The sequence below is a fragment of the Candidatus Frackibacter sp. WG13 genome (assembly GCF_900114655.1).
GTDB lineage: Bacteria > Bacillota > Halanaerobiia > Halobacteroidales > Acetohalobiaceae > Frackibacter.
The window spans coordinates 16823-43031 of record NZ_FOTT01000007.1 but is presented as its reverse complement, the minus strand read 5'-3'; the positions used below and the strand labels follow the sequence as shown (position 1 = coordinate 43031).

The window sequence follows — 26209 nt, the reverse complement described above, 5'->3', positions numbered from 1 at the left end:
AGCAAATAATTCCTGCATAAAAAAAGGGAATGTAAACTTTTTCACGAAATATTAAATATAAGAGATTTAATATGGTGATTTAAGACCAGGGGGAAAGTAGATTATGCAGAAAGATAGGATTCTCTTTAAGTGGGAAGCAGGACATTTAATAATTACCTTAGATGAGGATTTAAGGTTCGATTATTTAGTGGAAGACTTAAAGGAGAAAGTGACTAAGGCTAAAAATTTTTTTATAAATGCTAAGATTAAAATTGAAGTTGGGAGAAGAGAATTAAGTTTTGAAGAAAAGGAAGTATTAATTGATACTTTTGCTTCTTTACCTGGTTTGTCAGTCATAGAAATTATTCGAGATGATATGCAAAGTAATCTTCAAGATAAAGCTCAAAATATTGAGCATGAACCTGAAACATCTACTTTATTTTTGCATCGTACTTTGCGTTCTGGGCAGTCAGTTGAGTATGATGGGAATATAGTAATTATAGGTGATGTAAATCCTGGAGCAGAGGTAGTAGCAAAAGGAGATATTGTAGTAATGGGTGTTTTCCGTGGGGTTGCTCATGCTGGAGTAGATGGAAGCAATGAAGCAACAATTGTTGCTTTTCGTTTACAGCCTACGCAATTAAGAATTGGTAACAAGATTTGTAGAGCACCTGATGGTGAGGTGAAACATCCTAATAACCCAGAAATTGCTTCAGTAAAAGATGATACTATCTTAATTGAGGATTTAAGAAATTAATAAGCTTAAAAAAGGGGAGGAGTTTATATGGCCGGTAAAGTATTAGTAATTACTTCAGGTAAAGGTGGGGTAGGCAAGACTACTACCACAGCAAATTTAGGAACTGGATTAGCTAAATTAGGCAATAAGGTTGCTTTAATAGATGCTGATATTGGTTTGAGAAATTTAGATGTAGTTATGGGGTTAGAGAATAGGATAGTTTATGATATTGTTGATGTAGTGGAAGGTAACTGTAGATTAGAGCAGGCCTTAATTAAAGATAAGAGATATAATAGTCTCTGTTTATTACCAGCAGCGCAAACTAGAGATAAAACAGCAGTTAATCCAGATGAGATGGCTGAATTATGTTCTGAATTAAAAGAAGAGTTCGACTATGTAATTGTTGATTCTCCAGCAGGAATTGAACAAGGCTTTAAGAATGCAATTGCTGGTGCTGATAGAGCTATTATTGTAACTACTCCTGAAGTTTCTGCTGTAAGAGATGCTGACAGAATAATAGGGATGTTAGAAGCGGAAGGTATTAAAGAGCCAGAAGTAATTATTAATCGAATTAGAATGGATATGGTTAAGAAAGGCAATATGATGGATATTGATGATATGATTGAAATTTTAGCAATCAAATTATTAGGGGTAGTACCTGATGATGAGAAGATTGTAGTATCTACTAACACAGGGGAACCGATCGTCTTAAATAATAATGCAAAATCAGGTCAAGCTTTTGATAATATTGTGAGAAGAATTATAGGAGAAGAGGTTCCGTTAATGTCTTTAGATGAAGGATTGGTCAATAAGTTTAAGCGAATGATTGGACTAGCATAACTTGAGAGGGGGGAATATTTAGTGTTAGACAAGATTAAAAGTTTTTTTAGTGATGAGGCCAATAGTAAAGATTTAGCTAAAGAACGTTTAAAGTTAGTTTTAATTCACGATAGGATCAGTATTTCTCCTGAACTATTAGATAATATGAAAGAGGAGTTACTTACAGTAGTTTCTAAATATGTTGAAGTTGAAAGACATGAATTAGATATAGATTTCCAAGAACAGGATGATGATGCATTAGCTTTAGTAGCTAATATTCCTGTTAAGGAATTAAAACGTAGAGCTAGAAAATAATTTATAATCAGACCAGGGGAACCTGGTCTGATTTTTTGCCTAATGGGTAGACTACTCTATTAAATTAATATATAATTGATAATGGAGATGGTCATCTAGGGGAGGTAGAATTAATGCGGCCAAGGAGGTTGTTGCAGAATTTAGACTATTTAGTTCCAATTACAGTGCTTATCTTAATTGCAAGCGGTATACTTATCATTAATAGTGCTACCCAGGATTATAGTTTTTTAAATAATAGGTTTGTCATTAAACAGTTAATTGCTACTATCTTAGGTATTATATTTTTGATTATAAGTTTAGGATTTGATTATAGTATTCTAAGAGATTATTCTGATGTAATTTATGTAGGAAGCATTATTCTACTAATTAGTGTTCTTATATTTGGAACAGAAATTTCTGGTTCAAAAAGTTGGTTGCAATTGGGTCCTGTTAACTTTCAGCCTTCTGAATTGGTTAAGTTAGGATTAATTATTAGTTTATCTGATTTTTTAGCTAAGCGTAGAAAGAAGTTAACAGAATTAAAGCATTTTATCTTTGCTTGTCTATATTTTCTTCCATTTATGTTACTTGTGCTATTACAGAATGACTTAGGAACAGCTTTAGTGATGTTATCAATCTTTGCTGGTGTTTTTTATATTGCTGGGGCCAATGCCAAGTATTATTTTAGTATAGTAGGAGTGGCTTTCCTTTCAGTTGCTGGGATGTTAATAGCCCACTTTCAGTTCGGAGTTCCGATTCCATTAAAAGAGTATCAATTAATGCGATTGATTATCTTCTGGAATCCTAAATTAGATCCATTAGGGTATGGTTATAATATAATTCAATCAAAGATTGCAGTTGGTTCTGGTGGGTTATTAGGAAAAGGACTCTTTGATGGTACTCAAACACAGTTAGGTTTTTTACCAGAGAAGCATACTGATTTTATCTTTTCTGTTTTAGGAGAAGAGCTTGGATTTTTAGGTGCAAGTGTGATTTTAATCTGCTATTTTGTTCTATTATGGAGGGCAATAAAGATTGCTTTAGATGCTAGAGATGATTTTGGTCAGTTAATAGTAGTGGGTGTTATTTCTATGTTTCTTTTTCACATCTTTGAAAATATCGGGATGGTAATTGGAATTATGCCGATTACAGGTATCCCATTACCTTTTGTTAGTTATGGTGGTAGTTCATTATTAACTAATATCTTAGCTATTAGTTTAATTATTAATGTGAATGTACGTAAGCAGAAATTACTCTTTTAGAGTATCATAACCTAAATCCCACCTTAATATATTTATAATGAATGAGTATATTAAGGTGGAATGCAAATGTATATAATTAAGGTCAAAGGGATTAAGTTTAAGTTAAACTTGTTATTTTTACTGGTGATTTTGATTTTTGGATACTTACGTCTTTTAGATAAAGCATTAATTACTTTTGGGGTTGCTTTTATACATGAACTTGCTCATGTGGTTGTAGCTAAAAATAATTCTGTTCCTATCGATGAAGTTGAATTATTACCTTTTGGGGGCGTTGCTAAGTATGGTGACCTTTTAGAGCTAAATCCTAAGGTAGAGATTAAGACTGCATTAGCTGGCCCTTTATGTAATCTGTTTTTAGCTATTAGCATGGTGATTTGTTTGCGATACTCTCTATTTTCAGTTAATTGGGGAATCTTTTTTATTAAGTGTAACCTAATTATTGGTTTATTTAATTTACTGCCCGCTTTACCACTGGATGGGGGAAGAATATTTAGAGCGTTTAAAACGAAAAGATTAGGTTTTCGGTCTGCAACTAAGCTAGCAATTAAGTTGAGTAAATATTTGGCTTTAATTGTTGGTATTTTAGCTATTATTGGTTTATGGCTAGGATATTTTAATATTTTATTATTGATAATTGCTTTTTTTATCTATATTTCTGCTTGTCGAGAAGACAGCAGTAGTATTTACATAATGTTAAGATACTTAACCCAGAAAGAAGATAGACTGCGGGAAGAAGGAGTCCTATGGAATCAGGAATTGATAGTTATGGAAAATACATTAATTAAACAGATTATAGAGAAATTTAAACCTAGATGTTTTCATACGGTAGTTATTTTAGACTATGACTTAGATATAGTAGCGACTTTGACTGAAGAAGATGTAATTAATGGGATGTTAGACTTGGGGATTAATACATCAATGAAAGAGTTGATTTAAAGTAGTAGTAAATGTAGTGGTAAATAAAGGTTTTTCAAAATTAATCTAGAATGTAAACAGATAGTAGTGAAAAAATAAATAATAAAATATCTTTAATTAATAGATACTAAGCTTAAAAATTAGTCTTTTTACATTTAGGGAGGAAGCAATTACTATGGAACGGCAAGAAATAGAGAAGAGACTAGAAAAGATATTGCCTAAGGTTAGTAAGCCTACTAGATATTTAGGGAATGAATTAAATGCTGTTCATAAAGAATTTAGTCAAGATAAGGTTAGTGTTGCCTTAGCTTTTCCTGATAGATATGAAGTAGGAATGTCGCATTTAGGGATTAAGATCTTATATCATCTGCTTAATAGAAGAGATGATATAGTAGCAGAGAGAGTTTATGCTCCGTGGTTTGATTTAGAAGATAAAATTCGTGAGATGAAGATCCCTTTGTTCAGTTTAGAGAGTAAAGAAGCTATAAATAGATTTGATATTGTTGGTTTCACTTTACAATATGAATTAAGCTATACTAATATATTAAATATGTTAGACCTAGCTCAGATTCCTTTAAAGAGTAAGGATAGAACTAAAGAGGACCCGCTAGTAATAGCAGGTGGTCCTTGTGCAGTTAATCCTGAACCGTTAGCAGACTTCATTGATCTAATAGTAGTTGGAGAGGCTGAAGAGCTAATTGAGGAACTGATAGATAGATACAAAGAGGGGAAGAATAGAGAAGCTACAAGAGATCAATTATTAAGAGAGTTAGCTCAAATTCCCGGTATTTATATTCCAGAATTTTATAAGATAGATTATGGGAAAACAGAAGTATTAGGCTTAAAGGTCGAAAATGATGAAGTGCCAGAGGAGATTCTTAAACAGGTAATTACAGATTTTGATGAAGTATACTACCCAACTGAATTCTTAGTTCCTTTTATGGATATAGTCCACGACCGCATTAACTTAGAGGTAGCTAGAGGCTGTTCTAGAGGTTGTAGATTCTGTCAAGCAGGAATGATCTATCGACCAGTGAGAGAAAAGAGTCAAGAACGGTTAGAAGAATTAAGCTCTGATTTAATTAATAATACCGGATATGAAGAATTGAGCTTAACTTCATTAAGTACTAGTGATTATTCACAAGTGAAAGAATTGATTAGTAATTTGGTAGATGATTATTCTAAATTAGGGGTTAGTATCAGTTTGCCTTCTTTAAGGACTGATTCATTTTCTATTGAATTAGCAGAAAAAGTACAGAAAGTGCGTAAAACAGGTTTGACTTTTGCGCCGGAGGCAGGAACTCAACGGTTGAGAGATGTGATTAATAAAGGGGTTACTGAAGAAGACCTATTAAAGACTATACAAGCTGCTTATGATTCTGGGTGGCAAAGGGTTAAATTGTACTTTATGCTGGGACTACCTACAGAAACTGAAGAGGATTTAGCCGGGATAGTATCACTTGCTAAAAAAGTAGCAAAGATTGGGAAGATAAAGGTGAATGTCAGTGTCTCTACCTTTGTTCCTAAGCCACATACTCCTTTTCAATGGGTTAGTTTTAATAGATTAACTGAAATAAAAGATAAGATTAATTACTTGCAGAAAAATCTTCGTGGTAAAGGTTTATCGTTAAGCTGGAATGAACCAAACTTGAGTTTATTAGAAGCAGCTTTTGCCCGAGGAGACCGCCGGTTAAATGAAGTGTTATTTAAGGCTTGGGAGTTAGGCTGTAAGTTTGATAGCTGGTCTGAACACTTTGATATTGAGTTGTGGCAAAAAGCATTTAATGAATCTGGTCTATCTTTAGACGATTATACTTATCGTAATTTTGATTTAGGAGCTAGACTGCCTTGGGATCATATCAATATCGGGGTTACAAAGGATTATTTAAAAGAAGAATATCAGAAGGCATTAGATGCTGAGTTGACTTCAGATTGCAGATCAGACAAATGTACTACCTGTGGTATCTTACAGAATTTAGCTATTGATGAATGCTTAATAGGCGGTGAAAAGTATAGTGAAAATTAGAGCAAAATTAGCTAAAAGAGATCCGGTTAAGTTCATTTCACATTTAGATTTAATGAATACATTAACTAGAGCATTAAGAAGAGCGAAAATTCCAATTGGATTTTCACAAGGATATAATCCGCGACCGTTAATTTCATTTGGTTCAGCACTAGCAGTAGGGATTACTAGTTCTAGTGAATATATCGATTTCGAATTAAAGGAAAAGTATAGAGTGGCTAAATTTAAACAGGAATTAAATCTAGAATTACCTATAGGAATTAAGGTCTTAGAAGTAGAAGAGATTCCTCAACAGACTAAATCGTTAATGGCACAGATTAATGCAGCCGAATATAAAATAAAACTACAACTTAAAGAAGAAGTGAAACAAGAAGAAATAGAAAAGATGCTACAAGATTTTATGGAAGAAGAGGAGATTATAGTTGTACGTAAGCGTAGAAATAAATCTGATCGAAAATTTAATTTGCGACCGATGGTTTTTAAATTAGGATTATCAGATGTTAAAGACGAAAGTATTCTTATTAGAACATTAATTCAAACCGGAAGTAGTGGTAACTTAAGACCGGAAGAGTTAGTTAAGGCTTTAAAAGAAAGATATCCGATCAGTGAAGAGTTTAATCTAACTAATGTTCATCGTTTGGGGATGTATGTTAAACGCAAAGAAGAGTTACTTACTCCTTTTGAAGTAGCCTTAGAATAAATGTTGGAATTTTAACAGGGAGATGAGAAGTTATGGTTAAGGAGATTTTAGTTGATGTTGATTCGCGCGAAACAAGAGTAGCAATTTTAGAAGATAAAGAGTTATCCGAGATATATTTTGAGAGGGATAATGATGAAATAATAGTAGGCAATATCTATAAAGGTAGAGTAGCTGATGTTTTACCCGGGATGCAGGCTGCTTTTGTGGATGTTGGCTTAGAAAAGAATGTTTTCTTGCATGTTAGTGATGCGTTAGCACTGGTGAGTTCAGAGAAGAGGAAGAAGAAATTATCGATTCAGGATGTAGTTCAACCTGGACAGAAGATTATGGTACAGATTACCAAGGAACCTTTAGGGACGAAAGGGGCTAGAGCTACTTGTGATTTGAACTTGCCTGGTAGATATTTAGTTTTAATGTCATCGGTAGATCATGTAGGAGTTTCAAGACGGATTACTGATAAAGCTGAAAGAAAGAGATTAAAGTCAATAGCACAAGAGGTCAAGCCTAATGATAAAGGCGTTATTGTTCGTACTGCAGCCGCTTATAAGTCTAAAGAGGAATTAAAACATGATTTAGATTTTTTAATTAAGTTGTGGAAGAAGATTATTCATCATTATTATAATAGTAGTGCTCCGGCTTTAATTCATTCTGATTTGAGTCTGGTTAACAAATTAGTTAGAGATAAGTTTACTAATAGGATTAGTCGAATGTTAATTGATGATGAAGAAGAGTATGAAGAGATTCAAGAATTATTAAGCTTTATTTCACCACACTTGCAGTCAAAAGTGAAATTATATGATAAGGATGAACCGATATTTGAGTATTATGGCCTTGAATCATCCATAGATGAAATTTTACAAAGAAAAGTTTGGTTAGACTGTGGTGGTTATATTGTCTTTGATCGAACGGAAGCTTTAACGGCCATTGATGTGAATACAGGAAAGTATGTTGGAAGTACTAATTTAGCAGATACAGTACTCAAGACTAATATAGATGCAGCTAAAGAGATTGCCCGTCAGATTAAATTAAGAGATGTCGGTGGAATTATCATTATTGACTTTATAGATATGGATAATGCAGCCGATAAAGAAGAAGTCGTATCTGTATTAGATGAAGAATTAGCAAAAGATAAGACGAAGACGACGATCTTAGGTTTAACTGAATTAGGTCTAGTAGAGATGACACGTAAAAAAGAAAAAGAAGAAGTAGAAGAGTTCTTACAGACCTCCTGTCCTTACTGTGAAGGCCGAGGAAGGGTCTTATCTGAGGATACAGTAGCATTGAAGGCAATTCGGAAGTTGAGACACCTCTTTAATGAACATGATGACGATGCTGTACTATTAGAAGTACATCCAAGGGTTGCTTCCCGTTTAATTGGCTTAGGAGGAAATAACCTTAAAGAATTAGAAAAAGAATTAGATAGACATATTTATGTTAAAGGTTCAGAGGAATTACATATGGAGGATATTCAGATAGTAGATATCGGTACAAGAAAAGAGATAGCTGAATTAGCTTCACCGGTAGAAGTAGGTGAAACAATTAAAGTAGATGTTGAAGAGACACATGTAACGAATAAACAAGATGGAATTTCTCGGATTGAAGGTTTTATTATAGATATTATTGAAGGTGGTCATTTAGTAGGTGAGACTATTAAAGTAGAGATTACTGATGTTTATCGTACTTATGCTAAAGCGGAAGTTGTTAATTGAATATTGGGCAAAGCCTAGATATTACTTGACATTAGCTTTGAAATATGCTAGAATGTTGACCTGTAAGTGGTATTTTTAAATGGTATAGTTTTTTTACCAAAACCGCACAGTACGGGCCTTAAAATAACGTTATGTTTGCCTAGTTACTGGCGAGTCTTAGGTATAGGAGGTGTCAAGATAATGTATGCAATTATTCAAACAGGTGGTAAACAGTATAAAGTAGAAGAAGGACAGATCGTTGAAGTTGAAAAGTTGAATGCCGCCGAAGGTGAAGAAGTAGAATTTAGTGATGTTAAAATGCTTTCTGTTGATGGTGGACTACAAGTTGGACAGCCTACAGTAGAAGGTGCTAAAGTAGTCGGTAAAGTATTAGAGCATGGTAAAGGCGATAAGATTATCGTTTTTAAATATAAGCCTAAAAATAATTACCGTAAAAAGATAGGTCATCGACAGCCTTATACTAAAGTAGTTATTGATAAGATAGAGGCTTAAGATGATAACTGTAACTATTAAGCGTAATCAAGTAGATAGAATAGTTGCCTTTAATGCAAAGGGGCATGCTGAATATGATGAGCATGGTCATGATATAGTTTGTGCTGCAGTATCAGCTATCTTACAGACTGCAATCTTTGGTTTAACTGAAAACTTATCATTAGATGTAGAAGTTAAAACTGATGATGGTTGGTTAGATTGTAGCTTAGCTGAATATGCCTCTAAAGAAGAGGTAGGCTTAATTTTAGAGGTGATGGTTACCGGATTACAAAAGACAGAAGAATCTTATCCAGATAATTTAAAAATACAGGAAGTTGAAGAGGAAGGAGGTAGGAACGATGCTTAAGGAAATGAATCTTCAATTATTCGCTCAGAAAAAAGGAGTAGGAAGTTCTAAGAACGGTCGAGATAGTATCTCCAAGCGATTAGGAGTTAAGAGTCATGATGGACAATATGTTTCTGCCGGAAGTATTATTGTAAGACAAAGAGGGACTAAGTTTAAGCCAGGATTGAACGTTGGTCGTGGTAGTGATGATACATTATTTGCTAAGTCTGATGGCTTTGTTACTTTCGAAAGAAAAGGTAAGAAGACTCGTCAGGTTAGTGTTTATACTGAAGAGCAGTTAGAAATGATGGCGTAAATAAGATAGACTTTTGACTCCCAGTAGTTATCTGCTGGGAGTTTTTTAGCATCATAGACTATAACTTTTTTAATAGATGGATATAATAACTGGCAGATTACATATAAACTGTAGTAACAAAGGGCGGTGTTCTTTATGTTTGTTGATGAGGTCAGTATTGAGGTTAAAGGTGGTAATGGTGGACACGGAGTGACTAGCTTTCGACGTGAAAAGTTCGAACCACAAGGTGGTCCGGATGGTGGTGATGGCGGTTTAGGTGGTGATGTAGTCTTATTAGTAGATGAAGGTTTAAATACTCTATTAGATTTTCGAGAACAGAAGCATTATACAGCTGAAGATGGGGAGAATGGTAAGAGTAAGAATCAGCATGGTCAAAACGGTGATGATCTGATAATAAGTGTGCCGCCAGGGACTGTTGTTTATGATGAAGAGACCGGAGAAGTAATAGCAGACTTAACAAATGACGGTGACCGAGTAGTTGTTGCTGAGGGGGGAAGAGGAGGACGAGGTAATGCTCGCTTTAAATCTTCTACTAGACGGGCACCTAGATTTTCAGAGAACGGAGAGCCTGGTGAAAAGAAGAGATTAAGGTTAGAATTAAAATTGCTAGCAGATGTAGGTTTAGTAGGTTTTCCTAACGTCGGTAAATCAACTTTGATTTCTAATGTTTCTGCTGCTAAACCTAAGATTGGTAATTATCACTTCACCACGTTACAGCCCAATTTAGGTGTTGTTAAGACAGGAGACTATAGTAGTTTTGTTATGGCTGATATTCCTGGTTTAATTGAGGGTGCTCATTCGGGAGTTGGCTTAGGCGATGAATTTTTACGCCATTTAGAGAGAACTAAAGTAATTGTACATGTTTTGGATGTATCAGGGATGGAAGGAAGAGACCCGATAGAAGATTTTGAAGTAATTAATCAAGAATTAGAAGAATTTAATTCAAAGCTTATGGAACGAGAACAAGTAGTAGCTGCTAATAAGATGGATTTACCTTTAGCTCGGGAGAATATTGAAAGATTAAAAGAGGAATTAGAAGCGAAAGGTTACGAAGTCTTTCCTATTTCAGCAGTAACGGGGGAAGGAGTAAAAGAGCTGATTAGAAGAGTTGATAGATTAGTTCAAGAGGCTGAAGATATAATTGAGGTAGATGAGGAAGAAGAGGAAGTAGTAATTAAAGGGCCTCAACTTGATGATGAAGAAGAGAATTTCTTCATTAGTAAGAAGAATGGAATCTATATAGTTGAAGGCAAAGAGATAGAAAGAAAAGTAGCAATGACTAATTTTGCTAATGAAGATGCGGCCTACCATCTAGCAAGAACAATGCAGAAGATGGGAGTTGAAGAAGCTTTAAAAGCAGAAGGAGTTCAGGAAGGTGATACAGTTAGAATTGGTGGTATAGAATTTGAATATCATGAAGATTAATTTTTAATAGATAGAATTCTAAGGAGGGATGCAGGATGTTAAGCGGGAAACAAAGAAGTTATTTAAGAAGTAAAGGGAATCAAATGAAACCAGTAATTCAGGTTGGGAAAGATGGAATCAGTTCTAGTCTTGTAGAACAGGTGAATGAAACTATTGAAGCAAGAGAACTAATTAAAGTGAGAATTTTAAATAATTCTCTCTACACTGCCAAAGAAGCAGCACAAGAATTAGCTAAGAAATGTGGTGCAGAAGTTGTACAGGTAATTGGAAATGTATGTCTTATATATCGTCGCAATGACGAGGACCCTAAATATAATTTACCAAATTAATTAATTGTAAGCTGGTGATTTAAATGTCAATTAAAGAAGATTTAAAAGAAGCAAAAAGAATTGTAATTAAGATAGGGAGTAGTACCTTAACTCATGAGACTTCGAAATTGAATTTAGGACGAATCGAATTATTAATTCGTCAGATAGCTGACCTTAAGAATCAAGATAAAGAAGTCCTTTTAGTAACTTCGGGAGCCATTAGTGCTGGACGTGGAAAGTTAGGGTTAGAGAAGTCTCCGCAGACAATTCCAGAAAAACAGGCTTTGGCGGCAGTCGGTCAAGGATTATTAATGAAGATTTACGAGAAGATTTTTGGTGAATATGGTCAGACTTTAGCCCAAGTCTTATTAACTCAAAGTGACATTACAGAACGCAAGCGATATTTGAACTCACGTAATGCGTTATTTAAATTACTAGACTATGATATCATTCCAGTAATTAATGAAAATGATACCGTAGCAGTAGATGAGATTAAGTTTGGAGATAATGATACCTTATCAGCTTTAGTAGCAAGCTTAATCGATGCTGATTTACTGGTTATACTGTCGGATGTAGAAGGAATCTATACTGGTGATCCTCGCCAAGATGAAGATGCAGAACTAATTCCCGAGGTACATAAGATTGATGATGAATTAGAAGGTTTAGCTAAAGGAGCCGGAACTGACCGTGGAACCGGAGGTATGGTAACTAAGGTACGAGCAGCTAAGATAAGCACTAAGGCAGGAATTCCTATGGTGATAGCTAACGGTAGTCAAGACGATATTCTACGCTTAATTGCTAAAGGAGAGAATCCAGGGACTATCTTTATTCCTGAACAGAAAGAATTAGCGGCTCGCAAGAAATGGATTGCTTTTAATCTTTCAGTACAAGGTAGAGTAGTTGTAGATGAGGGAGCAGCTAAAGCACTATTAAGTCAAGGTAAAAGTCTTTTGGCTTGTGGAATAGTAGATGTAATAGGAGACTTTAAAGCTGGTGATGTAGTAGATATTATGACTCAGAATGAAGAGCATATTGGTCGAGGAATTGTTAACTATTCTTTCAATGAAGTAGATATGATTAAAGGTTTACAGTCCACAGAAATTGAAGCTAAACTTGGCTATAAGGATTATGACGAGGTTATTCATCGTGATAATTTGGCCTGTTTTTAGAAAGCTTAAGTAATTGTGAAGTTACCTGATTACTGTTTTTTAGTCAAAAAATGAGGAGCGTTATTATAAAATTTTTGGATGTTGTTAATTTTAAAATGAAGGGAGTAATGAGCAGATGAGTATCAAAGAAGAGGTGCTTACCAAAGCAAAAGCAGCTCAAACTGCAGCTAGAAATTTGTCTAACTTAGACACTACTGTTAAGAATCAGGCATTGTTGGCTATGGCTGATGCATTAGAGGATAATGCAGAAGAGATTTTGGCTGAGAATAAGAAGGATTTAGAATATGGAAAAGAAGAAGGTTTATCTGAGGCATTAATGGATAGGCTGTTGCTGACTGAAGAGCGAATTAAAAAGATGGCCAACGGATTAAGAGAGGTAGAACAGTTTGGTGATCCAATTGGTGAGGTTATAGAGATGAAGAAACGACCTAATGGTATGCAGGTTGGTAAGGTACGTGTGCCTTTAGGTGTTATCGGTATGATCTATGAAGCTAGACCTAATGTGACAGTGGATGCCGCTGGACTATGTTTAAAAGCAGGAAATGCTATTGTTTTGCGAGGTGGCTCGGAGGCGATCAATTCTAATAAGGTAGTCGCCAAGATTATTGCTGAGGCAGCTTATAAAAACGGAATTCCTAAAGGAGCTATTCAATTAATTGAAACTACTGACCGGGAAGCTGTGCAAGTTATTTTCGGATTAAATGAGTATATAGATGTTTTAATTCCACGAGGAGGGCCGGGTTTAATTCAGGCTGTAATTAATAATTCAAAAGTACCAGTAATCGAAACAGGAGTTGGGAATTGCCATACTTATATCGATAATGAAGCCGATTTAAATATGGCTAAAGAGATAATTATTAATGCTAAAACGCAAAGACCTGGTGTCTGTAATGCTATGGAAACTCTCTTAGTTCATGAAGATATCGCTGAAGATTTATTACCGGAAGTAATAGATGAATTACAAGAGTTGAATGTAGAAATTCACGGTGATGAGGTAGTTCAGGATTTGGGATTGGATATTATTGCTGCTACTGAAGAAGATTGGGAGACAGAATATTTAGACTATATCTTAGCTATTAAGACAGTAAATAGTTTGGAGGAAGCAGTAGACCATATTCATAAATATCACACTAAGCATTCAGAAGCAATCATCACTGATAATTATCATAGAGCACAAGAATTCTTAAAAGTAGTAGATGCAGCAGCGGTTTATGTCAATGCTTCTACTCGGTTTACCGATGGTGGACAATTTGGTTTAGGAGCAGAGATCGGTATTAGTACTCAAAAACTTCATGCCCGTGGTCCAATGGGTATTAATGAATTGACTACTAATAAATTTATTATCTATGGTAGCGGTCAAATTAGAGAATAGTTAGTAGTAATTCTACCAACCGATTTGCAAGTTGAAGTCGGTTGGTTTTTTTATTCACAAAAATTTCACAAAAAAGGTAAAAGCGTTTTAAAGGATTTGTATATGACTTATAGAATTATACTAGTGAAGAAAGGTATAATGTGTGGTAGATTAGATAAAGTTAAAGTACTGAGAGGTATAATAAGGTATAGTTAGGAGGTGTTGGGTTAGTTAGATTTATTTTAAACATCCTTATTTACAAAGATATATAATAAAGAGGAGGAAGAAAATGAATAATTTATCAAAGAAGAGTATTGTAGTCTTATTATTAATGATAGGGGCATTAATTATTGGTACTACGGCTCAGGCTAAAGGATCATTAAAAGCAACTACTATGCAGATTCAATTTAAGCCAGAGTATGATAGTCCGGATGTATTAGGTACTTATGATGCTTATCTAAAGAATACAACATCAAAAACTTATTCTGGGACTGTTGAGTTTTTAGTTCCTAAAGATATTAATCTTGGTAGTGTTTGTGAAATAACGGACGCAGGAGAACATAATTGTCAGTTATATGATGTAAAAGTTAAAGGAGATAAGAAATTAATCGTCTGGAAGACAGGTAAGTTACAGCCAGGTGAAGAGTACCATGCTTATTTAGAGTTTTATTTTAATCCATTACAGATTAACAATAATAGTAGAGAATTCAATTTTAATTATGTAACTACTTATCCAGTGCAGAACTTTACATTTAGAATTACTGAACCATCCCAAGCTAGTAACTTTACAGCTAATTTAGAGGAAGTAGGAATTCAAAGGGACCAATATGGTCTTAAAGAACATATTTATAAGTTAACAGATTTAAAAGAAGGGGCAAGTGTAGATTTAAAGGTTAATTATGACCGAACTACAACTAATGCTTCAGTAACAGCTCAGAATAGTCAAAGCACACAACCAACGGTTACTCAGCAGCAACCAGCCACTCAAGCAGGTTCTGGCAATAATCCAATGGTAATTATTTTAGTAGTAGCTATCTTAGGTGTTATGGGTTACTTTATTTATTATACAATGCAGAATAATGAATCTGCTACTGCAGGTAATAATAAATCTAAAAGGTCTAAGCCTGTAGAGAATAATCGTAAATCTAAATCAAAGTCTAAAGCTAATTTAAAGAATGACTTAAATCCATCAGAAGAGAAGAAACGAGCTCGTCAATTATTATTAGATGGAAAGATTAGTGAAAAGACTTATAAAGATATATTAAAAGATATAGAAGATGAAAATTAGCCTCTAGTTTATCTTCGAGGAGGAGATAATTATGAATCAAAAGACTAAAATGGGAATAGGAATTCTTATCCTATTAATTGGATTTGGTTATTTAATGTTTTCTGGAATTAGTAGTTCTTCTAGTTATTTTTTAACTATTGAAGAAGTGTTAGCCCAAGGCAAGGAGGTTTATGGTAAGCCGTTAAAAGTTTCTGGTTTAATTATAGGTGAATCCATAGATTGGAATGCAGAAGAATTACAGCTAAACTTTAAGATTAAAGAGAAAGATGGGAATGAGGTTATGGCTGTAAGATATAGTGGTGTTAGACCTGATAATTTTAAGGAGGGTGTAACAGCTATTGTACAAGGAACATTTACTAAAGAAGGTTACTTTAAAGCAGATAAATTGATGCTTAAATGTCCTTCTAAGTATGAAGAGGAAAACCCAGAACGAGTTAAAGAAGCAAAAAATAATGAATAAGAATATAGTCAGGAGGAATTAAGATGGCTGAAGTTGGTTCGATAGCGTTATTAATATCTTTAGTTGTTACTATTTATTCAATAGTAGCTTATATTTTAGGTTTAAAGCAGAAGAATAAGAGGTTATTAAAGAGTGCCGAGAATGGAGTCTTTGCTAATGCTATTTTGACTACTGTAGCTTCTGCTGCTTTATTGTATGCATTAGTTACTAGTGATTTTAGTATTAAGTATGTCGCTCATTACACTAATTTTGCTCTGCCTTTAGCTTATAAGATATCAGCATTTTGGGCGGGGAATAGTGGTTCATTATTATTATGGTATTGGGTTTTATCTATTTATGCAGCTATTATTGCATCTTCTAAGAAACCAGAAGGTGCACAGATGCGGCCTTATGCTAGTGCAGTATTGATGTTTATTAGTCTTTTCTTTGCACTTGTATTAAATTTTGAAGCGAGTCCTTTTGCTCAGTTAGGATTTACACCTCAAGATGGACAAGGGTTAAATCCAATGTTACAGAATGTCGGAATGGTAATTCATCCGGTAACGACCTATCTTGGTTATGTAGGTTTTGCAGTACCATTTGCATTTGCGATGGCGGCTTTATATTTAAAAAAGACAGGTGCTACCTGGATTAAGTTAACAAGAAGATGGACGCTCATTGCTTGGTTATTCTTAAGTATCGGTATAGTTTCTGGTGGACAGTGGGCTTATGTAGAGTTAGGTTGGGGAGGTTACTGGGCTTGGGACCCGGTGGAAAATGCTTCCTTATTGCCATGGTTAACTAGTACTGCCTTCTTTCATTCAGTGATGATCCAGGAACGGAAAGGTATGTTAAAGATTTGGAATGTATTATTAATTATCATCACTTTCGCTTTAACTCTATTTGGTACATTCTTAACTCGAAGTGGAATCTTATCTTCGGTTCACGCGTTTGGCGAGTCTCAGATTGGATTATACTTCCTAATCTTTATGGGAGTTATATTAGCAGGGTCACTTAACTTATTTGCTATTCGACGTAAGAGCCTTGAGAGTGAAAATGAATTTGAATCTACTTTATCTAAAGAGAGTAGTTTCTTATTTAATAACTTATTATTAGTTGGTTCAGCATTTGCTGTCTTTTGGGGAACTATCTATCCGATTATCTCTGAGGCAGTAAGAGGTGTTAAGGTTACAGTAGGACCTCCATTCTTTAATCAGGTAAACGTTCCAATTGGTATCTTATTAGTAATCTTAACTGGAATCTGTCCATTGATTGCTTGGCGGAAGTCTTCATGGCAGAACTTTAGGAAAAACTTCTTAGCTCCTTTAGTTTTAAGTATCATTTTTGCAGCAGGGATTTATATAACTATGGGAGTTAATGAAATTTATCCATTATTAGCTTTAACAAGTTCATTCTTTGTATTTTTAACTATTATTATGGAGTTCTATCGTGGTGTTAAGGCACGAATGAAGATGACAGATGAAGGACTAATGACGGCTCTATTTAGATTAGTTTCACGTAATCGTCGTCGATATGGTGGTTATATAGTTCACTTAGCTGTTGTTATTATGATTATAGGAATTACGGGTTCGAGTGCTTATAAATTAGAAAGAGAGGTAACTGTTAATCAAGGAGAAGTCATTCATTTTGAAGAGTATGATATTACTTACCATGGTTTAAAGGTGCAAAAGGACCCTAATAAGGATACTGTTTATGCAAACTTAAGTGTCAAGAAGAATGGAAAACCATATACCACATTAAGACCGGCTAAACAGTACTTTAAGACTTGGGAAGAACCTGTTACTGAAGTTGATTTTAAAAGTGGAATTGAAGAAGATTTATATATAATTTTAGCAGGATGGTCAGATAGTGGAGCACAGGCGATCTTAAAAGTAGTTATTAATCCTCTAGTTAGTTGGTTATTCTTTGGTATCAATATTTTGATTGTTGGTACTTTAATTGCTGTTTGGCCAGATGACCGACAGCGTTCTATTGAACTGCTAAAGGAGATGCATAAAGATGCGTAAGAAAATTGCTACGATTTTAGTTTTAGTTAGTATTATGGTGGTTTTTACTTCGGCAGTTAGCTATGCTTTAACAGTCAAAGATGTAGCAAAAGAGATTAAGATGGTAGGTTGTGAGATGTTAGTCTCAGTCTGTCGGACTGATGCTGCCAATGAAATGAGGAATACTATTGCGGGTATGGTAGATAAAGGTATGACTAAAAAAGAGATAATTACTTCCTTTATTGAAAAGTATGGAGAACAGGTCTATGCAGCTCCAACTAAAAAAGGCTTTAATCTGATTGCTTGGATTATGCCTTTCTTAGCCATTATTGTTGGGGGAGGAGTTATCTATTACTTCGCTCGTCAGTGGTCTGCTGCTTATGAGTTTGGAACTAGTAATAAGACAACGGAACATTTAAGCAAAGAAGAGGAAGAGGAATACAAGGAACAATTAGATGAAGAGTTTAAAAAATACCTATAATATAGATTTAAGGAGGGGTTCTTATGAGCTTAATAACCGGTCTCGTTTTGGGAGCGATGGTACTTTACTTAATAGGTTACCCGATTGTAACGGAAGAAGAAATAGATATAGTTGATTATAGGGAACGAGTGAATACTCTAGAAGATGATATAGAGTTAAGAAAAGAAGCTATCTTTTCTGAGTTAGGTGAGATAGAGCTTGATTATCAGATGAATAAGTTATCAGAAGATGATTATAAAGAACTAAAAGGTAGATTACAGAAGTTAGCTGTAGAAGTTATGAAGGAAGAAGAAGCTAGTTAAAAAGCTTAAGGAGTGAAAGCAATGGGGAATCAGCCACTATTAGCAGTTAAAGAATTAAAGAAAGATATAGGAAAGAAGAATATATTGAGTGATATCAATTTTTCTTTAAATCAAGGAGAAGTGTTAAGTATTTTTGGACCAAATGGAGCCGGGAAGACTACTCTCCTTAAATTGCTCTCTACGGTAACTGACTTGACTACAGGTGAATTAAAGATTGCAGGCGAATCAGTCGTAGAGAATACAATTCATTTAAGGAAAGATATTGGGGTGATTTCCCATCATACTTTTTTATATGGTGATTTAACGGCTTACGAAAATTTAAAGTTCTATGGTGAAATGTATGGAGTGAATAATTTAAAAGATCGAATTTTTGATGTGATAGATGAGGTAGGTTTAAACTTCTGTCTTCATGATTTAGTACGTACTTTCTCTAGGGGAATGAAGCAAAGGTTATCTATTGCGCGGGCTATCTTACATTTTCCAGAAATTTTATTATTAGATGAACCATATACAGGATTAGACCAGCATGCTATCGAAATGTTAAATAGAGTAATTAATGGACTTAATACTACTCAAAGAACTATAGTAATGATTACTCATAATTTTCAACAAGGATTAAATTTAAGTGATCGCTTTTTAATCTTAGTTAATGGTAGAGTCAGGTTTGAAGGGGTAAGTAATGATTTTAATTTATTAGAATTACAAGAGAAATATAAAGAATTGTTAGGGGAGTAGCAGATGACTTTCTTTAAGCAGATTAAAGCATTAGTCTGGAAAGATTTGAAATCAGAATTTCGAACAAAAGAAATGTTAAGTTCAATGTTAATTTTTGCTTTCTTAGTAATAGTAATCTTTAGTTTTGCTTTTGATCCTACGGATGAGACTTTAAAAGAAGTGTTTCCGGGAATCATATGGGTTGCTTTTATCTTTGCCGGGATTCTAGGATTGAATCGTTCTTTTGTAGCTGAGAAACAGAATAATAGTATTCATGGTTTAATGTTATGTCCTGCTGATAGAAGTGCAATCTATTTTGGAAAAGTGATTACTAACTTAGTTTTGATGTTGATTATGGAAGCCATTTCTTTACCAATCTTTATAATTTTATTTGATTATTCCTTTAGTGGCTCTATATTGAAATTAATTTTAGTAATCTTGTTAGGAACTTTTGGTTTTGTTGCTATTGGGACTTTTTTAGCAGCATTAACTGCTAATACTAGGACTAGTGAAGTATTATTGCCAATTATTCTCTTTCCGGTAATTGTTCCTTTAGTAATTGGAGCAGTTGAATCGACAGGGGCTATCTTCATTGGTGAGGAAATGAGTGAGATTCTGCCCTGGTTGAAGGTATTAGGTATTTATGATTTAATTTTTATCACGGTTCCGTTTATGTTATTTGATTTTGTTTTGGAGGTGTAGATATTGGAGACATTTGATAAAGATAATAGATATAGCAATATTCTAGGTTGGTTAGCCTTTTTAGTTACTTCGGTAGCTCTTTATATGGTTTTTGAATATGCACCAACTGAAAGAGTTATGGGACATATTCAGAGGCTATTTTACTTTCATGTAGCAGCAGCCTGGATTGCTTTTTTTGCTTTCTTTGTAGTCTTTGTCGGTAGTATCATCTATCTTAAGAAGCGTAGTACATTCTGGGATAATATTGCTTTGGCTTCGGCAGAGATTGGGGTAGCATTTACTACTATCGTTTTGATTACTGGTCCAATTTGGGCAAGACCTATCTGGAATGCTTGGTGGACTTGGGATCCGCGGTTGACTACTACTTTAATTTTATGGTTTATATATATTGCTTACATTATACTTAGAGCTTCAGCAGATGAAAGTGAAAAGAAAGCACGGTTTGCAGCTATCTTTGGGATAGTTGGTTTTGTAGATGTGCCTATCGTTTTTATGTCTATTAGATGGTGGAGAACAATTCATCCTCAAGTTATAGAAGGTGGCGGTATGAATTTAGCACCTACTATGGTTCAGACTCTATTAGTTAGTATTGCTGCTTTTACTTTTATCTACTTCTATTTATTATTAAGAAGAGTTAAAGTAGAAGTGTTAAAGAATCAAGTTAAGGAAATGAAAGAAGAATTGCGAAAATTACAATATAATTAAGTAACTAAGGCTTATTTGAGGAGGCGTTAGGATGAAAAATTTAGATTACTTATTTGCTGGTTATTTAATAATCTGGATTATTATATTTAGTTATACTATGTTTGTTGGTAAGAAACAGAAGAACTTAGAAGAAGAAGTGGAGTTTATTAAAAGAACTCTAGATAAATTAAATTAATTCTAAAGGAAGAATTATTAAATCTAAGGGGGAATAGAGAATGGATAAGCAAAAACTAATAATTTTAGGTCTAGCTGTTTTATTATTGGTTGGTTTAATTGCTACTAATCAATCGAATTGGACTCCAAAAGAGGAGTCAGGAGTTTCTATGGAACAGCTTACTGGTCAAAGCGGAGGAGGTCAACAAGGAGGAAAAACTTCAAAAAAATCTCCACATGACACAGATGTTAAGGTTGAGACAAACAAGTATGGGTTTCCGAAAGAGGTTGCCGGTGTGAAGCTAAACAACTTCTTATCAGGTCAAAAAGAAATTAAGAGTATTGAAAAGTTACACGGAACTAGTATAGATATAGTAGATGGTTATGTAGCAACTTATGGTGGAGGGCAGAAGGAAGTTAAGATTTGGCTTTCAGAAGCTAAGACAAAAGCAAAGGCTGCTGAGCAGATTAAGGTAATGACTGAAATGATTATGAAGAATAGTGATGTATTTGCCAAGCCGAGTGTATTTCAAGTTAGTGGAACTCGTTTCTTCCAGACTAAAGGAATGGGAATGAATAATTACTACTATCAGAAAGGTAAGAAGGCTTATTGGATTTCAGTTAAAGGCGTTGATGAGGCGGCTATAATGGGTCTTATCTTTAAAGTTTTATAAAGAAGTTAAATAAGGGAATGTTAAATATAAAGTCCATTAGGGTTAATACTCTTGTGGACTTTTTATAATTATAAAACTCATTATGTTTATTTTTTAATGTAAGAAGAGAGGTGGTTATAAGATGTCAGAAATAGATCTACATATTCATACTTGTTATAGTGCTGATGGAGAGTTTAAGCCAGCAGATATTATAAAATTAGCTTCTAAGAAGCAGTTGGAAGCAGTGGCTATTACTGACCATGACACTGTAGATGGTTTAGAAGAAGCGATTAAAACAGGACGAGAATATAATATCGAAGTAGTGCCGGGTATTGAGTTTGATACTGAATACCAAGAAGAGAATCTACACATCTTAGGTTATTATTTAGATTGGAAATCATCGGAGTTAGATGAAGTTACTAAGCAGATTCGTGATAGTCAGTATCAGCAAGCTAAGGCTAGAGTTAAACTGTTGCAAGAGATGGGATTTAAATTATCTTGGCAAGTGGTTGAGAAAGAAGCATCTATTCTTCCGGTAGGAGGAATAATAGCTAAAGTATTACTCAATAATGGTTTGAATGAGGATGATGAGAGATTAATACCTTATTTAGATGGTAAAAGAAGTGGTCAGCCGTATTTTAACTTTTATTTAGATTACTTTTTACCAGGAAAACCAGCATATATTAAGAATGAATTACCTGATGCTAGGGAAGTAATTGAATTGATCCATAGTTTAGGAGGAGTAGCAGTATTAGCGCATCCTGGGTCGGCTATTAGCTTAGATGAGAATGAAGAGATTTTATATAAGTTAATTGAGAGAGGTTTAGATGGATTAGAAGCTTATAGCACTTACCATTCTCCTAAAGAGGTAATTAAATTTACTACTTGGGCAAAAGAAGAAGGGGTATTAATTACGGCTGGCAGTGATTTTCATGGTAAATTAAAGCCAGAAGTTAAATTAGGTGGGGTCGATGGCAATGACTATCAACTACTTACTAGGTTAAAAGGAAGGGCTAACCGATAATAAGAGCATAATTTCAGAGGAATTTTATGGTTTGTGGAGAAGAGATGTATTGAAAGGAGTAATTTAAACAATGGTAATTAATCAGAAATTCTCCACTATCTTTTATTTATTAGGTTCTCTATTAATTAGTTTAGGAATAGTATTATTTATTCCTATTATATTAGTTCTTTTATATCAGGAAGGTTTGCTATTATATAAGTCGTTTTTAATTCCTGCATTAATATCATTAGCTATTGGTATTTTATTAACTTGGACTACTGAACAAAAACAGAAATTAACTTTGACTACTAGTATGGTAGTTTGTGGTTTGGGTTGGTTTCTATTTTCTATAATTGGGTCAATTCCCTTTCAAATTGGATTAGGAAAAAGCTTTATAGATGCTTTTTTTGAAGCAGTGAGTGGCTTTACAACAACCGGAATTACTGTCTTTCAAGGATTAGAGCAGATGCCTAAATCGGTTATCTTTTGGCGGAGCTTAATTCAGTGGTTAGGCGGTTTAGGGATTTTAACTTTCTTTTTAGTTATTACTTTTCGTAGTGAAGGTGGCGCTTGGCAGCTATTTACTGCTGAAAGCCATAAAATAAGTACTTCGCGACCGGTGCCTAATGTTTTTAGAACTGTTAAGATCCTATGGGGAATTTACATCGGCTTTACTCTTTTAGAGATTATATTGTTAACTATATTTCAAGTCTCAGTCTATGACGCTTTAATCCATAGCTTAACTACTCTATCAACTGGTGGATTCTCTAATTATGACAGTAGTATTGGGCACTTTCAACAGATAGGGCATCCATTTTACAAAGTTATTGAATATATAATAATCTTCTTTATGTTATTAGGCGGAATTAATTTCTTAGTTCATTTTAAAGTATTAACTGGGAATATTAAAGAATTAGTTAATAACTTAGAGTTAAGATATTTTTGGGGATTAATTTTAGGTGTTACTTTATTAATCTTTGTTGGAGTAGTAGTGAAGAATGGAGGTTTAGATTTAGTTAATTTAGAATCTGATTTTAGAACAATTCTTTTTCAGGTAGTTTCAATTATAACTACTACCGGCTATGGAACAGAAAGTATAATGGCTAGCTTCTTTCCAGCGATAGCTAAGCAGTTATTTCTTATGTTAATGTTAATCGGTGGTTGTGTTGGTTCAACAGCTGGTGGTATTAAAGTTATCAGAATAGCTATCTTAAATAAGTTATTCACTCGCGAAATTAAAAAGATCTACTTGCCTAAAAGGGCAGTTTTGCCGGTGAAATTAGATAAAAGAATTATTGAAGACGAAGAAGTATTAAAGATTGCTGCTCTATTCTTTGGTTGGTTAGTTCTAATTTTAATCGGTGGTATGATTACAGCTTTATTTTCCGACTTATCTGCATTACAGGCGTTTTCCGGAATGTTTTCAGCAGTTGGTAATATTGGTCCTTTTTATTTTAGTGTGGAGAAGATGGCTTCATTATCACCAGTAATTAAGTTAACTTATATTATTGGTATGTTAGCAGGAAGACTTGAGATTTTACCGGTATTTATTTTGTTTACTAAGCAGGCTTGGAAGTAAAGGTTAGGTTGAGGTTTAGATTAAGGCTAAGGAAAAAACATTAGAACCTTAAAAAGTTTTGGACACAGACTGACGCAGACAAAACACAGACTAAAAAATAAGGTTAAGACTAAGACAGAGATAATTAATAGTCTATAGTTAAAGTAGAGTAATATCGGCTAAAGAGTTGGCTTTCACGCATAATCAATTGATATAAATTGTTTATAAAGTAATATATTAGTCAAAAAAGTTAGGTAACGGGAGAATTTTAATAAAACTCTCGAATTTACAGACGGTATTAGAAAATCTGCAGATAATAAGTAGGAGTGATATATAATGTATATTATAATCGCTGGTGGTGGAATAGTTGGTCGTAATCTAACTAAAAGATTGGCAGCTAATCATGATGTAGTAGTTATAGATGTAGACCGCGAGATTTGTGAGCGAATCTATTCTCAATATGGGGCAATTAGTATTTGTGGTAATGCAACCCAGATAGATGTTTTAAGAGAGGCTGGAATTGAAAAATGTGATGTAGCTGTGGGGGTAATGCGTAATGATGCTGATAATTTAGCTTTTTCATTATTAGCTAAGAACTATGGGTTAGAACGAATATTAGTAAGGATGAGAGAGCCAGAGTATGAAAGTGCTTATAAGATGGCTGGAGCAACTAATATTGCTGGCGCAATGGAGATGATGGTCGATAAATTTGTAGTGGATATTGAGCAACCAGAGATTCAAAAGGTTATTTCATTAGAAGATGGTAAGGCAGAGATTTCGATTGTTACTATTCCAGAAAAAGCAAAATGTTCAGGGTTGACAGTTTCAGAGATAGTAAATAGCAAAGGATTTCCTGAAAAGTGTGTAATAGCAGGGATTTTTGACCAAGAAGTAGATGAATTGATCATTCCACGTGGGAATAAGCGAATTAATAGTAATAATAAAGTCTTTCTAGTGGCAACTAGAGAAAATATTGAAAAAGCAGCTAATTATTTACGAAAATAGACTATTAATTAGTTATTTATATGATTAATATACTGAATCCGGATTGAATTGTATTATAGTGCAATTTAATCCGGATTTTTGTATGTTAAGATAAAAATTTGGTTAAAATACCCAATTAATTAATATTTTTTCTCTTTTTTAAGAGAAAAATAGAGAAAATTGCAGGAATTTATATGATAGATGTTTAAATATAAATATGAACTATTTATGAACTAAAGAAGTATAAAGAGATGGAATGTGACATATATCATACTGCCGTATGGTATTCATGTGACAAATGTCACATTTTTTAAAAAACAACTACTTGTGAAAGGGTTAACGACATTTATGTCTAATTATGTATTATAACCGAATATTATATACATATAACAGAAAGTTAATCGCATATTAGAAGTTTTAATTATTTTAGATAGTTGGATATAGATAGCATTATTCTATAATAAAAGTTTGTCCAGAGGAATCTAACTTTTTAAATATAAATATCAAGTTAGATGAAGGGGGGATAAATGGATAGGGGAATAAAGGAATTATAATAAATTAAAAGATGGAGAGGAAAGGTTCACAGTTAAGTATGGTTTTAAAAACGAAAGGAGGTACTAATTAATGAAAAGTACTAAAAAAGTTAATCTGTTGTTAAGTTTTAGTTTTGTTTTAGTATTGGCATTAGCAGCAGTAGTTGCGATGCCGGCAGATGTAGAAGCTCAGGCAAAAGCTTCAGAAGCTTGTCTATCCTGCCACGGTAAGGTAAAGACTCAATTCCAATTTAAACGTTCACAGCACAGTTTAAATGATGTGAATTGTATGGATTGTCACGAATCTCATGACAAGAAGACAACTCAATCTAACAAGGCTACATTAAAGATGGAGGAGCCAGAGTTATGTTATAGTTGTCACGAGGATGTGAAGTTGAAATTTGCTCAGAGAAATAGTCATAACTTAGAGAGTGGTGAAATGACTTGCTCAAGCTGTCACACTCCACACGGAGGTCCAGGTGGTGACGTAAATGCGTCATTAAAGAAGCATACTCCACTAGCTGGAAGAGCTAATGACATTCCAAATGAAACTTGTGTGAGTTGTCATGCTGAAAAAGAAGGTCCATTTGTAAATCAACATAGTTCTGTAGTAGCTGAAGAGGGTTGTGCAAGTTGTCATACGCCACACGGTAGTCAGAATCGATTTATGTTAAAGTATCAAAAAACTGACACGTTATGTTTAAGTTGTCACGGCGAAGTAAAAAGCTGGCATTATTATTATTTAGATGCTAATCCTGCCGTAGATAGTAATGCAGCTTTCACTACTGATTTTGCTAACTGTACAAATTGTCACGGAACTATTCATGGTTCTAATGAAGATTTCATGATGCTAGAAGAATAAATT

Annotated in this window: 29 protein-coding genes and 1 other annotated feature; all 29 genes read left to right on the top strand. The window is 34.0% G+C overall.

Features of this window, described 5'->3' with window-relative positions; genetic code table 11:
* Positions 1 to 103: 103 nt before the first annotated feature.
* The 29 genes from minC (at position 104) to BM077_RS05190 (ending at position 26206) form a co-directional block, all read left to right on the top strand.
* Positions 104 to 736 (top strand): septum site-determining protein MinC, encoded by a 633-nt coding sequence (minC, locus tag BM077_RS05330; protein WP_089748781.1) that lies wholly within the window; start codon positions 104 to 106, stop codon positions 734 to 736.
* Between the two features lie 27 nt (positions 737 to 763).
* A complete protein-coding gene (gene minD, locus BM077_RS05325) occupies positions 764 to 1555 on the top strand; it encodes a septum site-determining protein MinD (protein ID WP_089748780.1) in 792 nt (263 codons plus the stop codon).
* A 21-nt stretch (positions 1556 to 1576) separates the two neighbouring features.
* Positions 1577 to 1849 carry a cell division topological specificity factor MinE gene (minE, locus tag BM077_RS05320; protein ID WP_089748779.1) on the top strand — a complete coding sequence of 91 codons (273 nt, stop codon included), beginning with the start codon at positions 1577 to 1579 and terminating at the stop codon, positions 1847 to 1849.
* Between the two features lie 113 nt (positions 1850 to 1962).
* Positions 1963 to 3090: a rod shape-determining protein RodA gene (gene rodA / locus BM077_RS05315; RefSeq protein WP_089748778.1), complete on the top strand. Its 1128-nt coding sequence runs from the start codon at positions 1963 to 1965 to the stop codon at positions 3088 to 3090.
* A 66-nt stretch (positions 3091 to 3156) separates the two neighbouring features.
* Positions 3157 to 4026 (top strand): M50 family metallopeptidase, encoded by an 870-nt coding sequence (locus BM077_RS05310; RefSeq protein ID WP_089748777.1) that lies wholly within the window; start codon positions 3157 to 3159, stop codon positions 4024 to 4026.
* A 154-nt stretch (positions 4027 to 4180) separates the two neighbouring features.
* Positions 4181 to 6031 carry a TIGR03960 family B12-binding radical SAM protein gene (locus BM077_RS05305; protein ID WP_089748776.1) on the top strand — a complete coding sequence of 617 codons (1851 nt, stop codon included), beginning with the start codon at positions 4181 to 4183 and terminating at the stop codon, positions 6029 to 6031.
* On the top strand, positions 6021 to 6728 hold the full coding sequence (locus tag BM077_RS05300) for a TIGR03936 family radical SAM-associated protein (RefSeq protein ID WP_089748775.1): 708 nt from the start codon (positions 6021 to 6023) through the stop codon (positions 6726 to 6728). The genes BM077_RS05305 and BM077_RS05300 overlap by 11 nt, the downstream gene beginning before the upstream one ends.
* A gap of 32 nt (positions 6729 to 6760) precedes the next feature.
* On the top strand, positions 6761 to 8437 hold the full coding sequence (locus BM077_RS05295) for an Rne/Rng family ribonuclease (protein ID WP_089748774.1): 1677 nt from the start codon (positions 6761 to 6763) through the stop codon (positions 8435 to 8437).
* A gap of 90 nt (positions 8438 to 8527) precedes the next feature.
* Positions 8528 to 8604 (top strand) — a sequence feature (ribosomal protein L21 leader region).
* 13 nt (positions 8605 to 8617) lie between these two features.
* A complete protein-coding gene (rplU, locus tag BM077_RS05290) occupies positions 8618 to 8929 on the top strand; it encodes a 50S ribosomal protein L21 (RefSeq protein WP_089748773.1) in 312 nt (103 codons plus the stop codon).
* A gap of 1 nt (position 8930) precedes the next feature.
* Positions 8931 to 9275 (top strand): ribosomal-processing cysteine protease Prp, encoded by a 345-nt coding sequence (locus BM077_RS05285; protein ID WP_089748772.1) that lies wholly within the window; start codon positions 8931 to 8933, stop codon positions 9273 to 9275.
* Positions 9268 to 9570 carry a 50S ribosomal protein L27 gene (rpmA, locus tag BM077_RS05280; RefSeq protein ID WP_089748771.1) on the top strand — a complete coding sequence of 101 codons (303 nt, stop codon included), beginning with the start codon at positions 9268 to 9270 and terminating at the stop codon, positions 9568 to 9570. The genes BM077_RS05285 and rpmA overlap by 8 nt, the downstream gene beginning before the upstream one ends.
* A 135-nt stretch (positions 9571 to 9705) precedes the next feature.
* Positions 9706 to 10995: a GTPase ObgE gene (gene obgE, locus BM077_RS05275; protein ID WP_089748770.1), complete on the top strand. Its 1290-nt coding sequence runs from the start codon at positions 9706 to 9708 to the stop codon at positions 10993 to 10995.
* Positions 10996 to 11030: 35 nt separating this feature from the next.
* Complete coding sequence (gene yhbY, locus BM077_RS05270) at positions 11031 to 11324, top strand: ribosome assembly RNA-binding protein YhbY (RefSeq protein ID WP_089748769.1); 294 nt, start codon at positions 11031 to 11033, stop codon at positions 11322 to 11324.
* A 23-nt stretch (positions 11325 to 11347) separates the two neighbouring features.
* Positions 11348 to 12472, top strand: coding sequence for a glutamate 5-kinase (proB, locus tag BM077_RS05265; protein WP_089748768.1), 1125 nt, complete (start codon positions 11348 to 11350; stop codon positions 12470 to 12472).
* 115 nt (positions 12473 to 12587) lie between these two features.
* Positions 12588 to 13844 (top strand): glutamate-5-semialdehyde dehydrogenase, encoded by a 1257-nt coding sequence (locus BM077_RS05260; RefSeq protein WP_089748767.1) that lies wholly within the window; start codon positions 12588 to 12590, stop codon positions 13842 to 13844.
* 268 nt (positions 13845 to 14112) lie between these two features.
* A complete protein-coding gene (locus BM077_RS05255) occupies positions 14113 to 15111 on the top strand; it encodes a hypothetical protein (protein WP_090003468.1) in 999 nt (332 codons plus the stop codon).
* A gap of 31 nt (positions 15112 to 15142) precedes the next feature.
* On the top strand, positions 15143 to 15571 hold the full coding sequence (locus tag BM077_RS05250) for a cytochrome c maturation protein CcmE (RefSeq protein ID WP_089748765.1): 429 nt from the start codon (positions 15143 to 15145) through the stop codon (positions 15569 to 15571).
* A 23-nt stretch (positions 15572 to 15594) separates the two neighbouring features.
* Entirely contained in the window at positions 15595 to 17577 is a 1983-nt protein-coding gene (locus BM077_RS05245) for a heme lyase CcmF/NrfE family subunit (protein WP_090003469.1), read from the top strand.
* On the top strand, positions 17570 to 18037 hold the full coding sequence (locus tag BM077_RS05240; protein ID WP_089748763.1) for a cytochrome c-type biogenesis protein: 468 nt from the start codon (positions 17570 to 17572) through the stop codon (positions 18035 to 18037). The genes BM077_RS05245 and BM077_RS05240 overlap by 8 nt, the downstream gene beginning before the upstream one ends.
* Before the next feature lie 23 nt (positions 18038 to 18060).
* Positions 18061 to 18339 carry a hypothetical protein gene (locus tag BM077_RS05235; RefSeq protein ID WP_089748762.1) on the top strand — a complete coding sequence of 93 codons (279 nt, stop codon included), beginning with the start codon at positions 18061 to 18063 and terminating at the stop codon, positions 18337 to 18339.
* Positions 18340 to 18360: 21 nt separating this feature from the next.
* The gene (ccmA, locus tag BM077_RS05230) at positions 18361 to 19074 is read left to right on the top strand and encodes a heme ABC exporter ATP-binding protein CcmA (RefSeq protein ID WP_089748761.1); all 714 of its coding nucleotides are present in this window, start codon (positions 18361 to 18363) and stop codon (positions 19072 to 19074) included.
* Between the two features lie 3 nt (positions 19075 to 19077).
* Positions 19078 to 19755, top strand: coding sequence for a heme exporter protein CcmB (locus tag BM077_RS05225; protein WP_089748760.1), 678 nt, complete (start codon positions 19078 to 19080; stop codon positions 19753 to 19755).
* 3 nt (positions 19756 to 19758) lie between these two features.
* Entirely contained in the window at positions 19759 to 20460 is a 702-nt protein-coding gene (gene ccsA / locus BM077_RS05220; RefSeq protein ID WP_218124656.1) for a cytochrome c biogenesis protein CcsA, read from the top strand.
* 31 nt (positions 20461 to 20491) lie between these two features.
* The gene (locus BM077_RS05215; RefSeq protein ID WP_089748759.1) at positions 20492 to 20635 is read left to right on the top strand and encodes a CcmD family protein; all 144 of its coding nucleotides are present in this window, start codon (positions 20492 to 20494) and stop codon (positions 20633 to 20635) included.
* A gap of 40 nt (positions 20636 to 20675) precedes the next feature.
* Entirely contained in the window at positions 20676 to 21287 is a 612-nt protein-coding gene (locus BM077_RS05210) for a hypothetical protein (RefSeq protein ID WP_090095158.1), read from the top strand.
* Between the two features lie 121 nt (positions 21288 to 21408).
* Positions 21409 to 22290 carry a PHP domain-containing protein gene (locus tag BM077_RS05205; protein WP_090003470.1) on the top strand — a complete coding sequence of 294 codons (882 nt, stop codon included), beginning with the start codon at positions 21409 to 21411 and terminating at the stop codon, positions 22288 to 22290.
* A gap of 70 nt (positions 22291 to 22360) precedes the next feature.
* Positions 22361 to 23848, top strand: a complete 1488-nt coding sequence (locus tag BM077_RS05200) for a TrkH family potassium uptake protein (RefSeq protein WP_089748755.1) — start codon at positions 22361 to 22363, stop codon at positions 23846 to 23848.
* 315 nt (positions 23849 to 24163) lie between these two features.
* Positions 24164 to 24832, top strand: coding sequence for a potassium channel family protein (locus BM077_RS05195; RefSeq protein ID WP_089748754.1), 669 nt, complete (start codon positions 24164 to 24166; stop codon positions 24830 to 24832).
* Positions 24833 to 25435: 603 nt separating this feature from the next.
* Positions 25436 to 26206: a cytochrome c3 family protein gene (locus tag BM077_RS05190; protein ID WP_089748753.1), complete on the top strand. Its 771-nt coding sequence runs from the start codon at positions 25436 to 25438 to the stop codon at positions 26204 to 26206.
* The last annotated feature ends 3 nt before the right edge of the window (positions 26207 to 26209 follow it).

Coding starts and splice junctions, on each gene's coding strand:
- minC (WP_089748781.1), top strand. CDS start 104: ATGCAGAAAGATAGGATTCTCTTTAAGTGGGAAGCAGGACATTTAATA.
- minD (WP_089748780.1), top strand. CDS start 764: ATGGCCGGTAAAGTATTAGTAATTACTTCAGGTAAAGGTGGGGTAGGC.
- rodA (WP_089748778.1), top strand. CDS start 1,963: ATGCGGCCAAGGAGGTTGTTGCAGAATTTAGACTATTTAGTTCCAATT.
- BM077_RS05310 (WP_089748777.1), top strand. CDS start 3,157: ATGTATATAATTAAGGTCAAAGGGATTAAGTTTAAGTTAAACTTGTTA.
- BM077_RS05305 (WP_089748776.1), top strand. CDS start 4,181: ATGGAACGGCAAGAAATAGAGAAGAGACTAGAAAAGATATTGCCTAAG.
- BM077_RS05295 (WP_089748774.1), top strand. CDS start 6,761: ATGGTTAAGGAGATTTTAGTTGATGTTGATTCGCGCGAAACAAGAGTA.
- rplU (WP_089748773.1), top strand. CDS start 8,618: ATGTATGCAATTATTCAAACAGGTGGTAAACAGTATAAAGTAGAAGAA.
- BM077_RS05285 (WP_089748772.1), top strand. CDS start 8,931: ATGATAACTGTAACTATTAAGCGTAATCAAGTAGATAGAATAGTTGCC.
- rpmA (WP_089748771.1), top strand. CDS start 9,268: ATGCTTAAGGAAATGAATCTTCAATTATTCGCTCAGAAAAAAGGAGTA.
- obgE (WP_089748770.1), top strand. CDS start 9,706: ATGTTTGTTGATGAGGTCAGTATTGAGGTTAAAGGTGGTAATGGTGGA.
- yhbY (WP_089748769.1), top strand. CDS start 11,031: ATGTTAAGCGGGAAACAAAGAAGTTATTTAAGAAGTAAAGGGAATCAA.
- proB (WP_089748768.1), top strand. CDS start 11,348: ATGTCAATTAAAGAAGATTTAAAAGAAGCAAAAAGAATTGTAATTAAG.
- BM077_RS05260 (WP_089748767.1), top strand. CDS start 12,588: ATGAGTATCAAAGAAGAGGTGCTTACCAAAGCAAAAGCAGCTCAAACT.
- BM077_RS05255 (WP_090003468.1), top strand. CDS start 14,113: ATGAATAATTTATCAAAGAAGAGTATTGTAGTCTTATTATTAATGATA.
- BM077_RS05250 (WP_089748765.1), top strand. CDS start 15,143: ATGAATCAAAAGACTAAAATGGGAATAGGAATTCTTATCCTATTAATT.
- BM077_RS05245 (WP_090003469.1), top strand. CDS start 15,595: ATGGCTGAAGTTGGTTCGATAGCGTTATTAATATCTTTAGTTGTTACT.
- BM077_RS05240 (WP_089748763.1), top strand. CDS start 17,570: ATGCGTAAGAAAATTGCTACGATTTTAGTTTTAGTTAGTATTATGGTG.
- BM077_RS05235 (WP_089748762.1), top strand. CDS start 18,061: ATGAGCTTAATAACCGGTCTCGTTTTGGGAGCGATGGTACTTTACTTA.
- ccmA (WP_089748761.1), top strand. CDS start 18,361: ATGGGGAATCAGCCACTATTAGCAGTTAAAGAATTAAAGAAAGATATA.
- BM077_RS05225 (WP_089748760.1), top strand. CDS start 19,078: ATGACTTTCTTTAAGCAGATTAAAGCATTAGTCTGGAAAGATTTGAAA.
- BM077_RS05215 (WP_089748759.1), top strand. CDS start 20,492: ATGAAAAATTTAGATTACTTATTTGCTGGTTATTTAATAATCTGGATT.
- BM077_RS05210 (WP_090095158.1), top strand. CDS start 20,676: ATGGATAAGCAAAAACTAATAATTTTAGGTCTAGCTGTTTTATTATTG.
- BM077_RS05205 (WP_090003470.1), top strand. CDS start 21,409: ATGTCAGAAATAGATCTACATATTCATACTTGTTATAGTGCTGATGGA.
- BM077_RS05200 (WP_089748755.1), top strand. CDS start 22,361: ATGGTAATTAATCAGAAATTCTCCACTATCTTTTATTTATTAGGTTCT.
- BM077_RS05195 (WP_089748754.1), top strand. CDS start 24,164: ATGTATATTATAATCGCTGGTGGTGGAATAGTTGGTCGTAATCTAACT.
- BM077_RS05190 (WP_089748753.1), top strand. CDS start 25,436: ATGAAAAGTACTAAAAAAGTTAATCTGTTGTTAAGTTTTAGTTTTGTT.